Below are 14,715 nucleotides of genomic sequence, written 5' to 3'. Positions count from 1 at the left end.
GCCGTAGCCGACCGACGCGATAGCCAGCATCAGGCCGATTAGCGCGGTTGCCAGTGCGATGGTCATGTCAACTCCTCTCGGTATCCTCGGTAGCGACGCGACCGGCCAACTAGACCTTGGCCGGTCGTGTCCTGCTCTTCATGCGACGGCGGCGGACCCGGCGACGACGGCGGACCCGGCCGGATGCCGGGCGATGGACCCGTCAAGCGCGGCGTCGATGGCGTCCGAGACTGCCTCGCTGGCGTCCTTCAGCACCCGCCGCAGTACCCGAAGGTCGTCGATGCCGAATGAACCCGCGTTGTCGGACACCTTGGTCAGCATCCGCTTGACCGCCTCGGCGGTCGGCAGTTTCGGGGCAGGCTTGACGTAGCTGCCGTCCGCCTTGGCAGCGGCGGTCTGCGCCTGCTGGTCACGGCGGACCTGCGTCGGAGACGACTTGGCCAGCAGCGCGATTTTGCGGGTCGACAGGCCTTGCAGGGTCAGGAATTTGACCAGCGGAACCCGCATCGTCGAGTGCATGGCAAACTGCAGGTGCTTCTCGGCGACGTCGGAAACGTAGCTTTCCCACGTTTCGAACGGCTCCGGCAGCAACCGCCAGATTTGGCCCGCCTTGGCCAGCGACAACTCCGCCTGCAGGTCACTCAGCGCCGTGTCGACCCTGCCCGCCGCCCTGCGCACGTTGGCGTCAGCCTGCATCGCCTGCCGCTGCTCCGCGCTCATCTTCGGCGAGCTGACCTGTACAGACGCCGGTTCGGTGCTCTCGCCAGCGGCGATCTGTTCCCACGCTTCGACCTCCGGCGAGGCAGGCGTCAGCGGCAACTGACCCGGCGAGACAGTCGAGGCGCGCTTGGACGACGCGCGAGTACTAGCAACCATGACAATCTCCAATCAACGTGCCCGACCGGGTGGCCGAACTACCTCGATTCTACCCGCCAGCAAACACATTTGGCAAGGAAAAATGCCAGTCAACTGGCCTGATCGCGGACGGAATCGACATCCAAATACGCTGGTAGACAACACTTTTCGTGATCCATCTCAGTCTGTCAGCTCGTTACGCTAACTAATTTGCTGGCATGCACGGCAAAGTCTTGAACTTCTCCCACCCCCGCACTGCAGGGCCGGTTCCCTGTGTACGGGGTTATCGGCTTCGCGAAATCAGTCCAGCCATCTGGGCGGTTGTTTGCGGCTTCAGGCGCCTATAACATCCTGTGGAGTGGCGGTCTACAACGTGCACGAGCGTCCGAGGACAATCACCGCGAATTGCGCCGAAGATAGTCCCCTGTGGCGCGCGGTGGACAGTTTGGTGGGCTCCCACAGTCCGGTGGTGATTGACAAGCAGCCGGTGCACGAGCGCGATCTCGTCATCGTATGGCAGCAAGCCCTTGACTGCCGCGCGCAACGGACACTAATCGGCGGCGGAGAACAGGCACACCTCCGAGTGCTTCAGTTCGGCGGTGATCCAGTCAGCGTATGGGTTGCGAAGATGGCTGGCGCAACACCGGGGCCCAGGCTGTTGGAGTCGTTTGGCGACGAACTGCATATCCCGGTCGGATGTCCTCCCAACTTGCGTGCCCTGGTTGAGAAAACTTTGGTACCGCTATTTGTGGGGCGGGAAAGCCGTCGCACCGTATTTCACCAGACTTGGGACAGGCAAACTCCGAATCAGACCACCGTGATCCCACTCTTGGCAACGTCCGACAACAAGCCACTCGCTGCTATCTACAGACACCCGGAGATCGCGGAAGTGTGGTGGCTACCAGTTGATGAGCTCGACGCCGAAACCTTCGACTTTGCGGCCTGGATAAGCGCTGCCCTTGATGCCTGGCATCACGACGACCCGGAACGCTTTCCAGGACCACCTGACTGGGCGCGGTCGAAAGAATGGATGACACGCGAAGAGCTGCAACTGCAGGTTGCTGTCGACGAGGCTCGAGTTGAATTAGAGCGGCAGGAAATCGAGTTGCGCGGAAAGGTGGCTGCCGCTGAGTCGGCCCTCTCTGAGGCTCAGGCGGTCCATGACAAGAAGGAGCGGATCCTCCTAACCGGCCAAGGCGACGAACTTGTCGATGCCGTCCATTCGATGCTCGATGGGCTGGGCCTCGACGTAGAGGACGTAGACAAAAAACGGACCGCGGAGGATCGCGAGAGTGGTGGTAGGCCACGTCCGAAGCTGGAAGACCTCCGGGTGACCGACCCCGAGACTTCGTGGCGGGCGTTGGCAGAGGTGAAGGGTTACGGCGGCGGGGGCAGGACGAGCGACTTCCAGAAGATTGGTCGCTTCGTGGGGATCTACCAAGTGCAGAACAGCGGCGAACTCCCCGACGCGACTTGGTACGTAGTGAACCAGTTCTTAAGCAGGTCACCCGAATCCCGTCCGCAGTTGATGGAAGGCCAAGCCGAGGATGTCGAGGTGTTCGCCGGGACTGTCAACGGTGTGCTGGTTGACACAAAAGACCTCTTTGTGCTGGGTCGGTGCGTGGCCACAGGCGTGCTAACACGTGAGGCCGCTAGGCAAATGCTGATGGTCGCCCAGCGTCGTTTCTCGATCGACTTAGCAGACGATTCCGGGGGCGACCAATGATGGCGACTGCCTGGCCTGGAACGTCAAACCCGCCCGACGAAGATATGGCGCATTCTCGATTGAGCAGCCGCTAGGCGCGCCGCTTCCAAATTGCGCCCAGACGCGTGGCCTCGACCTACTCCGCGCCTTCCGGGGAGGCTGCCAGTCTTTGGTGTCTATCCGCGAAGTGCCTAATCCTGTCGGCGAAGTCCACCAGCATCTCGGGTGTGAAGACCAGCGTGAGAGTCTCGGGCTGTTCTTCCCCGCGTTGTCTGACGCTGAGCGGTATATGGATACCTGAGGGGCCGTCGCCGAATTGGTGGGTGCCCCCAAGGGCGTACACCGTGGCCTTTTCCGGGGGTTCGGTGACTAGGTATTGCTTTAGCTCCCGCAGGGACCTGCCGATGTACAGGTCTTGGCTCCTGCCGTCTGAGCTCCTTATCATGGCCCATTCGGGGTTCTCGCCTGCGAGTTCGCTGCGATGAAGTTCGCACACGACGACCTCGGAGGGCAACCCAAATGGGGGTTGAGGTTTCGTGAGGGAGTGGAGTTTGAATCCGTCACTTTCACAGCCGTGTACCCAGCAGTTCACCACGAGGCCAAACTACTCCGGGGCCCCGACAGTGCGTCGCGCCTCGCCCGCGGGGCGCCCGAAAACGTTCTTCACCCGATGGGTATGTGCAAAGCCCGCGGTGCCCATGCTTTGAATGTCGTGCACCGCACAGTTGATCAAGGCTGTGAGGTGGTAAGTCTCCCAGGCCGTTCCCCGCTGGTCGAGGGTCGGATCAAGTTGGACTTCTACGATGAGCACCGAATGCTTGCTCAGCGGCACGCGTAAGTCTTCGAACGTGAGCCGAGCATTGGGGTGTAGGTCAAAGTGTTTCCAGCCTCGAGCGCCCAACAGAATCATGGGCGCGACCAACCCGTGTGCCCCGACCTCCGCGGGATCGTCAGCCTTCTGACCGAGTTGCCATGCGGCCTCGTTGACGATGGCGTGGACCTCGCTATACGGCAGACCAGTGCCGGTGGCGATAGCGCGAGTCACGCAATCCCTGTCGCTAACGCCAACGTAACCAGCGGCGGCCCGGCCACCGTCGTCGGGGACCAAAGGGAACGGCGTGCTCGTCATTGGCTATGTCTATCCTTTCCCGCCTCGGGTTTTGTGTTGCTGAGGCTCACTGTTTCGGCGTGGCCTGGACTCGGTTGGGGTCGAAGCGGTCGCCGTTGACTCGGTGGCCCTTGCCGACCTGCTGAACGGTCAGTGTCATCAGCGTGTCGACCACCGCGCGGAACCGGTCCGGCGATAGCGCTTTTATGCCCACCGCCACGTCGGGGGTGCCGATTTCCAGGCCGTCGAACACCGCGAGCCGTTCGGCACTCAGTTCGCGGCGCTCTAGCTCGGCGATGTCGGCGTTGATCAGGTCGGTCGCGATCTTGGCCTGCTGCCCGGTCAGCAGCCGCTGCCCGCGTTCAACGCCAATGTTCTCGAGTTCCGTGTACAACTCGCTGAGTTCGGCGCGGATGGCTTCGGCTTCGGTCTCGTCGTGAATCTCGGCCTTGAGCAGATCCTTGGCGTCCTCACGTGCCAGCCGTTCGATGACGAGCCCGTACACCAGCGGTTCGACGGCTTCGGCGCGGATGGACACCCCGCGGCAGGCCTTGCAGGAGTAGACGATGCGGGTGTTGTCGGGGGTCCGCATCCCCGACAGGTAGTGCTCGCACTTGCCGCACCCCAGCAGGCCCGTCAGCAGGTGACGGTTAACCGTCTTACGTCCAGGTGCGCGGCTCGGTGTGTTGAGCACAGTCTGTGCGGCTTTCCAGGTGCGTTCATCCACCAACGCGGGCCAGGTGCCCTTGCCGACGATCTCGCCGTTGTGGGCACGCAACCCGGCGTTGCGGGGCTTGCGCAGGAAGTTCGACACCTGCGGTTGCGTCCACGGGCGCTGTAGCAATTCAGGCTCGGCGCCTGGTAGGGGTTTGCCGTCGATACCTTTGGGCCTGACCCAACGCTGCGTCAACGCCCCGGCGTCGTTCCACGTCCTGCAGATCTCACCCAGCGACTTGCGCGCCAGGATCGCCTTATAGGCGTCCTCGACGAGTTGTTGGGCCTTCGGGTCTATCTGCCGGGTGCCGTCGTCGTCCTCCTTGCGGCGGGTGTCGGGCAGGTACCCGAACGCCCGCTTCCACTTCGGCAACCCCTTCTCCGCCTTCTGGCGGGCCGCGCGGCGCTGCCGGACTCTCATCATCGCAATCTCATGCTCAGACACGGCCGTCTTGATCTGCGCGGTCAGCACCCCGGTCGGCGAATACAGGTCGATCTCGCCTTGCCCGGTCGTCGCTAGCTTGATCTCGCGCCCCAGGGAGCGGAAGAACCGCCGCAGTTCCTCCAGTTCGTTCATCATCCGCCAACCGCGGTCCTGATCCCATGCGGCGATCGCGTCCACCTTGCCGGCCCGAAGGTCGGCCAGCAGCCGTTCCCACTCGGGTCGGCGCTGGCCCTTGGACGCGGAACGGTCGTTGTCGACATAGAAGTCGACCGGCGTCCAACCTTTCACCTCGCACAGCGCGGTGGTGTCCTGACGTTGGCGGTTCACTCCTTCGCGCTTGTCGTTGGGGTCGGAGGAGATCCGCAGGTAACAACCTGCCCTCAGCGTGTCGGCGGCGGTGACGGTCATGCCCACCACCGTACCAACAGAAATGTCCTTTCGTTGTTAGGTAATGGGTGCGGCAATAGCATTTGAGGTTGCCGGCGTGGGTGGGCCCGCCGCGGGCGTGGGGGATGGTGTGGTCGAGGTCGCAGGCTCGGGCGGGGACGTCGCAGCCGGGCCAGCGACAGGTCAGGTCGCGGAAGCGCACGAACGCGGCCAGCGCCGCGGAGGGCACATAGCCGGGTTCGGGGGGTGCGTCGCCGGGATGGATCAGCGGCAGTATTTTGGCGGTTTGGGCCAGCTGGGCCAGCAGTTCGGGGGTGATCAGCGCGTCGGCGCTCATCTCCGAGGCGATCCCGCCGGCGCCGGTCAGGGCGGCTTGTTCGGCGATCACGTGGATGGTGACCGGGCCGGCCGGCGGCGTGGCCCCGGCCGCGCAGTCGCCGCGTGCGCAGCGGCATCCCAGCCGGTCCGCGCCGGCGGCCAGCGCGCCCAGGGCGTCGGCGCGGCGTTGGGCGGCGGTGCGCGGATCATGGGTGCACACGGTGGCCGCCAGTGTGGTCAGCCGGGCGTCGAGGGCGTGCGCGTCGGGCGCGAACAGGGTGCCGGTGAGCTGGGCGATGCCGTCGATCTCCCCGCCGATCCACACCTGCCGATCATTGTGGCGGTCCGTGCGCCGGCGCACCGCATCGATATCCAGGCGCGCCACCACCGCGTCGATCTTGCCGCCCAGCCGCGCGCGGCTCATCGTGGGCCAGCGCGCCACGTTCGCGGCGATCACCGCGTCCACCCGGGCCAGGATGTCGGGGTCCTCGATCAGGTCGGTGCGGAACACGATCGTGTGGAACGCATCCAGATCGATCTCCCCGGCCACCAACACCGCCCCGGTCTGGGGCAGCCGTTCACGCAGCGCGCGGGCATCCTCCACCCGGCTCAGCGCGCGGGCCTTGCTGATCCGCAACTCCGCGCCGACCTCGGCGGCCACCGCATCCATCGTGTCCAGCGCCCACTGCTGGGTATCGGGGGCCTGCGAGAGCCGATAGGCGAACAACTCCCCGATCGCCACCAACTGCGCCCCCGCCGCCTGATTGGCCACCCGCGCCATCGCCGAAATCCTGCCCACCCACTCCCGCGACTGCGGCGACGCGCGCCGCTGGGCGAACCGCGCACGCAGATTCGCAGCGATCGCATCGAACCGCGCAACCACCTCAGGATCAGGCACCCGCGACCCCGGCTCCGGTTGCGGCGGGGACTCCGGTTCCGGTTCAGACTTCGACTCGAACATACATTCGATTATGCCACGCCCGGGCGACAAGAACGGGGGTGACAGAACGGGGGGTCGTGGTGGTGACACTTCTGCCCCAAGGTTCAGGCGGTGGCCATTAATGAACCGATTGATCCTCTCGTCCGCCGTGCGATCTCACCGCGGCCCGACGACGCAACCCCGCGGGGAAGTGTCGACGTTCTGCAGCGAACACGGCACCTCCCGCAAGTCGTCGACGAGTTGCGTAACCGCGCCAAGACCTAAGGGCCGGCCGCGGTGTTCCGCCCCAGGAGCCGACGACCGAAGTCCAGTCCGTCGACGTTGACCGACGAGGTCAAGCAACAGGCCGTGGCAGTGCGTGCCGCGCTGGAGTCCTCCGGCCTAGACCACGGGCCGATCAGTGTGCACGAGAAGATGCACGCGATGCCTAGAACAGGTCCCTTGCACGGCGTCGCTGGCACGTATCTTCCGCGAGGCCGGCGTGGTTGGCAACCACATCATCGTGGCCGACCTGGACGAGAGGTCCTCGCCGAACACACCCGACCACCCGGCATCAAACCGGGAAACCGTCACCGAAGTCCTGATACACCAACCGTCACCGACGTCCTGATACATCACAGCTACGCGCTGGCGGCCGGGAACGCGGCCGCGGCAGTTACACCTTGGGCAATCGTGCCGCGGCGGCCCTGACTCTCCAGAGAAAGCTCACCGCGTTCGGCATCCCCTAGGGCGACAACCGCGTTGGGGGCCAGGTGGTAGAGCCACCGCTCGCCGCCGAAACCAATCTGCTTCCATGCGTGGTCGCCAAGCTTCCAGATGTTGGGCGGGGTGGCGAACAAGGCTTGGGGGCCGGGTGAGTCCCGTCTCGTCGGGCTGTAGACGGCGGCGAGGGACCCGTCGGCGTCCCACCACAGGCCACCCACCCCGGGCACCACATTGGGATCGGTGGGTTCCTGGATGTCGCTGACCTGTGTCTGCCAAGTGGACACGTCGACCAGTACCGGGACCGAAGATCGCGAACTTGGACTGACGCGGTTCGCGCCCACATAAGCGACGCGCTTTCCGTCGGGGCTGAACCACACCCGCGTGACCTGGCCGTCCGAATCGGCCTGTCCGACAAGCCGGACCGCACCATTGCTACCGACCGCATACAGGTAGGTGGGCCCTCCGGTGGCGAGGATCTTCGTCGGCACCGCGCCGATGATCACCGTGTCGGCGGTGGCGCCGAGCACAGAGGTGCCGCCGGAACGCCGGGGCGGCGCGGACGGAAGTTGCACCGTGCGAAGGGTTTTCGGCTTCGGATCGGATTCGTTCAAATCGACGGTCATCAGGCGATCGGGATCCTCCCACCACACCAGCGTGCTGCCGCCGGCGGCCATAGCCGCCGAGCCCGGGCAGGCGACGGAGCGCACCTCGCCGGTTGCAATGTCGAAGACCACGACGTGACTGCTTTCCGGTGTACCGGGCATACCCGCACTGGCGAACACATGCCTGCCGTCGGCGGTGAACGACGGGGCCCCGGAGTCCGCCGTCCCGAAACTCGCTTGGGACGAGCGGCCGTAGAACACTTTGATCCCCGCGCCATCGTGGTATGCCACCGCGGAACCGGCCGGTAGCGCGGGCACGCCGGCTGGGACCGGGACTTGGGAAGCCGGCGACCCACCCGCGGGGTGCGACGGCGCGGTCGACGCACCTTCGCGCGCGCCACCCTGACAGCCCGACACCACAACGACGGCGACCGACGCGGCCAGCCAACTGCGGACCGGCTTCATCGATACCTCGGACCGAGGTCGATGGTGCGGTTCATCGACTGATGGACCGCTCGACCGGGTCTTGCCGGCGCGGAACACGTCATCCCAACGCAGAATGTCGGAAATCGTCGACGGTGCCACTAAGTACCGAGGCCTGACGCTGCGATACAAGCCATCGGACCACGGTAACGGCGGACCGCCGGCAGTGCAGCATCCATCCTCCGGTAGTGAGTAATGGCCGTCGCATAGGCGTTTGTGCAGCCTTATCGTCATCGGTGACATCGTGGCAAAAATCGTGGCAAAAGGGGGTGTGTGGTGGCCGAACGGGTGAACGTCAATCCTGACGACGTGTTGACCGGCGCACGTCACACCGGGCATGCAATCGGGGATGTGAGTCGGCAGTTCGCCGCCCACGAAGCCGCGATTGCCGCGGCGTCAGCGGGCTGGGTTGGGTCCTCGCAGCAGGCGCTGGAGCAGTTGTCGGCGCATTGGGAGAGCCGCCACGAGCACCACCGCGTCCAAACGACGGTGATGGCGAGACTGATGACCTCGGCCGCCTCGCGTTTCTCCTCGACCGAGCAGGACTCGAAGGGCAACCTCTCGTCGTGAACGCGCAAGGGATGTAGATGGCACCGCTGACGATTCCCGACATTCTGCGTTGGGACCCCGACGCTATTTACGACGTGTTCCGCGTCGCCAAGACCCGGGAAGGCGCATTCGCCGATTTCGGTACCCATCTGCAGCGGGTGCAGAACACGTTGGCCGATTGGGGTGGCGACGCGGGACAGGCGTTCCACGACTCGATGAACAGGCATCGCAAAGACATCGATCAGGATGGTCACGAGTCGAAGCAGGTCGCGGCGGCGGTCGACCGTGCCGAGCAGGATGTCGAGGGTGTGCGGATCCGGATGATGGCGGCGTTGAGTTTCGCCAGGGAGAACCACCTCAACGTCGCTGACGACGGGACGGTGTCGATTCAGCCGGGTTTTGAGAACGACGCGGCCGCGAAGAAGGCGCTCGCGTTCGAGCAGTCGGGGCCGGACAACTTGACGATCCGCGGGATCATGGCGTCGGCGAACAAGGTTGACGACGAACTTGCCGCCGCGATCCGTGCGGCCGTCGGTGATGAACAACTTGACGACAACGGCAGACCGATTCCGGGCACGCAGAACGCACCGCAGCCGCAGTCGTCGAAGCTGACTCCCGAGCAGCAGGAGCAGGTGGGCCAGTGGTCGCAATTCATCTCTGGAGTTCCCTCGGGTGGGGATAACGGCGGCGGTGATTGTTCGCGGTGGGCGATTGCGAGTGCATTGGCCAACCAATATGGTGTGCGCGAGGGTCCCAATGGTCCGGAAATCAATTTGCCCCCGGAGGTGCAGCAGAGGTTGATGGGGGGCATGCCGCTGCATTTCCCGCCGAATAAAGCCGAAATCAACCGGATTTCGGGCAGGCAATTTAACGCAATGACGCCATTCGACGGCTTCCGAGGGGGGCCCACGGACATGTCTAACGACCTGACTGGCTTCGGGGTCCCATCCACAGCTCACGTGTCCCGTGACACCGATAGCTTGCTCCAACAACTGACGACAGACGTTCGGGCCGGTCGCGGTGCCATTGTGAACGGTGCATTCCCAAAGTCGCCCGGTCATTTCATTTCGATCACCGGAATGGATAGCGACGGCAATTTCCTGGTGAATGATTCCAACCGCCCGTCCGGCGGGGGCATGGGCGCAAATACGTTGCCGCGGCACGCCACTCCGGCGGAAATCAAGGCATTTTTTGACGCGAGGTCATCCTACGGGGTGCCCGGGTACAGCACCGTTGGATAGCATTCCACCGATGCTGCGAGCGTTGAGGTGCGTGTCGGTTCTGCTGGTATGTGGTGTGCTCACGGTGGCCTGCCACAGCGCGCAGCATGCTCCCGATCAGTCGAAGGTCTTCTTCCCGGCGACGGTCGATACCTACGGCCTCACGCTTTCGCCAACCGACCGGGAGCATCTGGCCGAGCTGTATGCGTTGCGTCAGATCGACCCGTGCGGTTTCGTCGATAGCAAACCCCGTGCGCTGCAAGACCGTAAGGATTACAGCTACGCCTACACCACCATCACCGGGCTTTTCCTCGGCGCTCGGCTGTTCCCTTCGGGCGGCGACGGCTGCGGGGTGGCCTTTCCGTCCCAGAAGTCTGGCCTCTTGCTCACGCTTTGGCCCGGCGACCCCGACCGGTACGGCGATGCCATGTTCAGCCCGGATCCGTCACATCCCGGCGTGCTCAAGTCAACGACGTTGGGAAAGTGCACGTTTCGGGTGGCGCTGCCGCTTGCGGCCCTGACGGGGGCGCCCAAGACGATGCGCGATCCCTTGGTCCAGGTGAGCCCGATGAACGTCGCCGACGGCATGTGGCTCATCGACGACACGTCGTTGTGCCCCCTCGCCGAGGCCTTGGCGGGTGACGTCGCAATGCAGTTGCGGGACAAGGGCGTTCCGACGCATGCCGAACACGGCGGTACCGCGGCGAAGTTTCTCACTGCCGATCCCTGTGCCACCGCGCCGGAGCTGCACGCGGTGGGGTTCATCTGGAAAGATCCGCCCTCCAAGGTGCAGTTCCCGACCACCTGGCGGCATCCCGGTACCTGCGAGCTGCGGCTCACGCAGGCTGACAGCGGTCCCGACGTCCGGTCGGCCGTGGTCAAATACGGTCTGGCCGTATGGTCCGACAGAATTATCGACGATATCGCCGGTCAGACCCCGGCCCGCCAACCTGTTCGCAGCGAGCACGACGGGGTGACGCTCTTCGACTTCACTGCCGGCGGTCAGGTCGGCTGCAACAGCTACGTTGTCGCCAAAACCAACCTCGCCATCCAACCGACCATCGTCGGGGCGGGTGCGCCCGGCCTGCCCATCGCCACCCCTTTAGTCACCGTGGACCTGAACGCACCGGCCGGCGGCGACTGTGGCGAGATCGCCAAACAGACTGCTCTCGCCGCCGTCAAACGCGCGACCTAACAATTGCTTCAAACGCCATTTGAATCGGCTATTGCGCATGTGTCAGATTAATGTTGTTGCTGGTGAGACGTTTGTGACGGCGCGATCGAGCGCCGAATAATTCCTGATTTTCGGTGCGGCAAGGTTAGTAATACCCTCGGTATGCTGGGCAGACCAGTTCGAGGGAGGCCACCATGTTTGTTACCGCCAATCCTGCCGGCATTTCTGCGGCTTCGTCCGGCGCCCAGGTGATGGGGTCGGAAATTGCTGCGGGCAATGCCGCCGCCGCCGAACCGACCAACGCCGTGCTGCCGCCGGGGATGGACGAGGTGTCGGCGCTGACTGCAGTGTTCTTCAACGCCCACGGCGCGATGTATCAGGCCTTCGGCGCGATGCACACCGCGTTCCACGAAATGTTCGCCGCGACGCTGGGTGTCAGCTCGGCCAGTTACGCAGTGACCGAGGCCGCGAACGCCATCGCGGCTACCTGAGGTCTGCGACCGTCGTGGTTGATTTCATGCGGCCCCCCGAGATCAACTCGGGCATGATCTGGGGCGGTCCCGGCCCCGCTGCATTGGGGGCGTCGGCCGCCGCATGGCAGGCTCTGGCCGCTCAGCTTGGCTCGGTCGCGGCGGCGTTTTCCGCGGTCCTGGCGGAATTGACCACCGGTTCGTGGATGGGCCCGTCGTCGATGACGATGACGGTTGCCGCCGAACCCTATGTGGTCTGGATGCTCGCGACCGCGATGCAGTGCGAGCAGGCCGCCGGCGCGGCGACGCAGGCCGCGATGGCTTACGAGGCGGTGTGGGCGGGAGTGGTGCCGCCGATGGAGATCGAGGAGAACCGCGCGCGGTTGCAGACGCTCGTCGCCACCAACTTCATGGGCGTCAACTCCGGTGCGATCGCGGCGACCATCGCGCAGTACCTGGCGATGTGGGGCCAGGACACCAGCGCCATGTACGCCTACGCGGGGAGCAATTCCGCCACGGTCGGGTCGGTGGTGCCTTTCGTGCCGCCGACCCCCACCACCAACCCCGCCGGGCTGGCCGCGCAGGCGGCTTCGGTGGGCCAGGCGAGCGGCACCAGCGCGGGCAACACCGTGCAGAACATGGCCGGGGCCGCGACGCAGTCCATGCCCCCCGGCATGGACTCGATGGCCAGTATGGGGCCGCAGCTGATCGGCACGATTCCCAGTCTCCTGCAAGGGCTTGCACAACCACTCAGTGGCGGCGGGCTGACCTCGCCGCTGCAGAGCATGAGCGGTTTCCAGTCGCTGCTGTCGCCGTTCATGAGCGCGTTCAGCAATCCCGGCATGTTCGGCGCGAGCGCGGGCGCGGCGGGGGCGATCCCGGCCGCCGCGGGTCCGGCGGCCGGCGCGGGTCTGGGTGGCGTCGGCGGCCTGGGCAGTGGCGTGTCGGCGGCCGTCGGCCGCGGAGCCAGCCTGGGCGGCCTTTCGGTGCCGGCCACGTGGGCGGCGAGCTCGCAAACGGGCGGTGCCGGGGGCCAGCCGGGCGTCGTCAACGCGTCCGCCGTGGCGGCCGAGACGGCCGCGCCGAGCACCGCATCCGGTGCCGGCATGGGCGGTGCGGCGCCGATGGCCGCGATGGGCGGCTACGGGGGTGGCGCGTCCAGCGGGCCGAAATATGGCACCCCGGTTCGCGTTTTGCCGCGACCGCGCTAATTGACGTGCGACTAATAAGGCATCCAATACCGAATTCGGATGACCGTCGCTGTAGTGGCGGGGCTCACTAAGACTCAGATATACGGCGCAGCAAATGGTTTGGGCGTCGCGTTGAGTTGCTAAGGAGAGCTGATGACCACACGCTTTATGACCGATCCGCACGCGATGCGGGATATGGCGGGTCGTTTCGACACGCACGCTCACACCGTCGAGGACGAGGCCCGCAGGATGTGGGCGTCCTCGCAGAACATCTCGGGAGCCGGCTGGAGCGGCACCGCCGAGGCGACCTCGTTGAGCACGATGGAGCAGATGAATCAGGCGTTCCGCAACATCGTCAACATGTTGCACGGCGTGCGCGACGGGCTGATTCGCGACGCCAACAACTACGAGCAGCAAGAGCAAGCCTCGCAACACATCCTGAGCAGCTAGCCACCCCAGACGTTAGGAGAACCATGTCCATCAACTATCACTTCGGCGACGTCGACGCGCACGGCGCCACCATCCGCGCGCAGGCCGCGTCGCTGGAGGCCGAGCACCAGGCCATCGTTCGCGATGTGCTTGCGGCAGGCGACTTTTGGGGCGGTGCCGGCTCCACGGCGTGCCAGGAGTTCATCACCCAGTTGGGTCGCAACTTCCAGGTGATCTACGAGCAGGCAAACCAACACGGCTCCAAGGTGCAAACCGCCGGAGCCAACATGGCCCAAACCGACAACGCGGTCGGCGGTTCCTGGGTTTAACCTGCACATACGGCGGCGGCACCTGCTCCACGGTGCCGCCGCCGGTCCATCTCCATCCGATCGGAGGAGCCACCGATGAGCATCGAATCGCCGACCCTGGGCGACGTCACCGTCAACCTCGACGGGTTGTGGTTGCTGCAGGCGCTGCTGGGGATCCCGAACATGGCCCCGGAATTGAACGGCCTGCCCTATGGTGCCGCCGCCAGCGACGCCTGGCTGGACCAGCACCCCGGTCTGGAGGTGCTGCGCACCCAGGGCCTGGTGGACGCCGGGCGGGAGGTGGCGCCCGCGCTGGCCAAGCGGTTGCGGGTGCTGGCGACGCCCGATGTCGAAGTCGCGATGATGGTTTCGCGTGGCGAGCTGGACTGGACGCCGCTGATCAAGCTCGACGACCCGACGACGTGGCTGGCGATCCCCGACGAGCAGTTGCGTGTGGTGCTGGCGCGCCGCGACGGCAACTGGGTCTCGGCCGTGCGCGGCGGCGACCAGGTGACCATCAACGACGTCGCGACCGAGGACGGGGGCGCGGAGTGGCTGCGGTCGGTGGCGCTGGGCATGCTCGACGGGCTGCACCCCTGCGAGCCGGCCATCATGACGCCGCTGACGCTGCCGTTGGACGACATTGCGGCGGCCGCGAAAGAGCGCGCGGAGCTGCCGGAAGGCGCGCCGCGCGATGCCCCGCTGCGGGGGCTGGGGCTGACGGGTGCGGCGCTGGCCCAGCTGGCCACGCTGCTGGAGGATCCGCAGATGGAAGCGGTGCTGTACGCGCGCTCCTACGACGACGCCAGCATCGACTACAGCGCGGCGATGCTGAACCTGCGCGACACCGAAGCGGGCCGGGTGGTTTCGCATCGAATGACCGCCGTGCGCGGGTCGACGCAGGACTGGATGTCGTTCGCTCCGGCCACGATCGCGGCCGTCGAACAGGCCATCCGAACGGTGCTGACCAGCCTGCCGATCTCGCGGTGGGAATCGCACCGGCGCATGTGATCGATTTCCGCAGAAGTCGTGGATTGCCGTGGTTTAGCGGTAAATGCGGCCTCTAGGATCAAATGACGAGAAGCCTTTCGAAGGCCAGGTTGAGGGAAGATT

Annotated in this window: 14 protein-coding genes and 2 pseudogenes; 10 read left to right on the top strand and 6 right to left on the bottom strand. The window is 65.3% G+C overall.

Annotation, left to right across the window (positions count from 1 at the left end; all coding sequences use genetic code 11):
• Nucleotides 1-138 precede the first annotated feature (138 nt).
• Complete coding sequence (locus tag AC5Y5V_RS29740; RefSeq protein WP_499942507.1) at nucleotides 139-876, bottom strand: hypothetical protein; 738 nt, start codon at nucleotides 874-876, stop codon at nucleotides 139-141.
• 337 nt (nucleotides 877-1,213) lie between these two features.
• Here AC5Y5V_RS29740 and AC5Y5V_RS29735 point away from each other — a divergent pair, with 337 nt between their 5' ends.
• The gene (locus AC5Y5V_RS29735; RefSeq protein WP_499942505.1) at nucleotides 1,214-2,581 is read left to right on the top strand and encodes a hypothetical protein; all 1,368 of its coding nucleotides are present in this window, start codon (nucleotides 1,214-1,216) and stop codon (nucleotides 2,579-2,581) included.
• Nucleotides 2,582-2,696: 115 nt separating this feature from the next.
• Here the strand turns inward: AC5Y5V_RS29735 and AC5Y5V_RS29730 are convergent, their stop codons facing one another.
• The 4 genes and pseudogenes from AC5Y5V_RS29730 to AC5Y5V_RS29715 form a co-directional block, all read right to left on the bottom strand.
• The gene (locus AC5Y5V_RS29730) at nucleotides 2,697-3,155 is read right to left on the bottom strand and encodes a hypothetical protein (RefSeq protein ID WP_499942503.1); all 459 of its coding nucleotides are present in this window, start codon (nucleotides 3,153-3,155) and stop codon (nucleotides 2,697-2,699) included.
• Nucleotides 3,156-3,164: 9 nt separating this feature from the next.
• Nucleotides 3,165-3,689 (bottom strand): hypothetical protein, encoded by a 525-nt coding sequence (locus AC5Y5V_RS29725; protein WP_499942500.1) that lies wholly within the window; start codon nucleotides 3,687-3,689, stop codon nucleotides 3,165-3,167.
• Between the two features lie 46 nt (nucleotides 3,690-3,735).
• Nucleotides 3,736-5,235, bottom strand: coding sequence for a recombinase family protein (locus tag AC5Y5V_RS29720; protein WP_499942496.1), 1,500 nt, complete (start codon nucleotides 5,233-5,235; stop codon nucleotides 3,736-3,738).
• 37 nt (nucleotides 5,236-5,272) lie between these two features.
• Nucleotides 5,273-6,493, bottom strand: a pseudogene (locus AC5Y5V_RS29715) (HNH endonuclease signature motif containing protein); the annotation flags it as partial.
• A 90-nt stretch (nucleotides 6,494-6,583) separates the two neighbouring features.
• Here AC5Y5V_RS29715 and AC5Y5V_RS29710 point away from each other — a divergent pair.
• Nucleotides 6,584-6,956 (top strand): annotated as a pseudogene (locus AC5Y5V_RS29710) (IS481 family transposase); the annotation flags it as partial.
• 136 nt (nucleotides 6,957-7,092) lie between these two features.
• On the opposite strand, the gene AC5Y5V_RS29705 reads toward AC5Y5V_RS29710, so the two are convergent.
• Nucleotides 7,093-8,244, bottom strand: a complete 1,152-nt coding sequence (locus AC5Y5V_RS29705) for a hypothetical protein (protein WP_499942493.1) — start codon at nucleotides 8,242-8,244, stop codon at nucleotides 7,093-7,095.
• Between the two features lie 294 nt (nucleotides 8,245-8,538).
• Here AC5Y5V_RS29705 and AC5Y5V_RS29700 point away from each other — a divergent pair, with 294 nt between their 5' ends.
• From AC5Y5V_RS29700 to AC5Y5V_RS29665, 8 genes are all read left to right on the top strand, one after another.
• Nucleotides 8,539-8,832 (top strand): WXG100 family type VII secretion target, encoded by a 294-nt coding sequence (locus AC5Y5V_RS29700; RefSeq protein WP_499942489.1) that lies wholly within the window; start codon nucleotides 8,539-8,541, stop codon nucleotides 8,830-8,832.
• A gap of 17 nt (nucleotides 8,833-8,849) precedes the next feature.
• The gene (locus tag AC5Y5V_RS29695; protein ID WP_499942485.1) at nucleotides 8,850-10,052 is read left to right on the top strand and encodes an Rv0964c family protein; all 1,203 of its coding nucleotides are present in this window, start codon (nucleotides 8,850-8,852) and stop codon (nucleotides 10,050-10,052) included.
• Between the two features lie 31 nt (nucleotides 10,053-10,083).
• Complete coding sequence (locus AC5Y5V_RS29690) at nucleotides 10,084-11,226, top strand: hypothetical protein (protein ID WP_499942483.1); 1,143 nt, start codon at nucleotides 10,084-10,086, stop codon at nucleotides 11,224-11,226.
• Nucleotides 11,227-11,399: 173 nt separating this feature from the next.
• On the top strand, nucleotides 11,400-11,696 hold the full coding sequence (locus AC5Y5V_RS29685) for a PE family protein (protein ID WP_499942481.1): 297 nt from the start codon (nucleotides 11,400-11,402) through the stop codon (nucleotides 11,694-11,696).
• Between the two features lie 26 nt (nucleotides 11,697-11,722).
• Nucleotides 11,723-12,886 (top strand): PPE family protein, encoded by a 1,164-nt coding sequence (locus tag AC5Y5V_RS29680; protein ID WP_499942480.1) that lies wholly within the window; start codon nucleotides 11,723-11,725, stop codon nucleotides 12,884-12,886.
• 132 nt (nucleotides 12,887-13,018) lie between these two features.
• Nucleotides 13,019-13,315 (top strand): WXG100 family type VII secretion target, encoded by a 297-nt coding sequence (locus AC5Y5V_RS29675; protein WP_499942479.1) that lies wholly within the window; start codon nucleotides 13,019-13,021, stop codon nucleotides 13,313-13,315.
• A 23-nt stretch (nucleotides 13,316-13,338) separates the two neighbouring features.
• Nucleotides 13,339-13,623, top strand: a complete 285-nt coding sequence (locus AC5Y5V_RS29670; RefSeq protein WP_499942477.1) for a WXG100 family type VII secretion target — start codon at nucleotides 13,339-13,341, stop codon at nucleotides 13,621-13,623.
• A 75-nt stretch (nucleotides 13,624-13,698) separates the two neighbouring features.
• Nucleotides 13,699-14,613: an ESX secretion-associated protein EspG gene (locus AC5Y5V_RS29665; RefSeq protein ID WP_499942476.1), complete on the top strand. Its 915-nt coding sequence runs from the start codon at nucleotides 13,699-13,701 to the stop codon at nucleotides 14,611-14,613.
• The last annotated feature ends 102 nt before the right edge of the window (nucleotides 14,614-14,715 follow it).

The sequence above is a fragment of the Mycobacterium sp. NGS68 genome, from assembly GCF_059812195.1.
The sequence above is the reverse complement of the archived record's forward strand: the minus strand, read 5'-3'. Positions and strand labels throughout refer to the sequence as shown.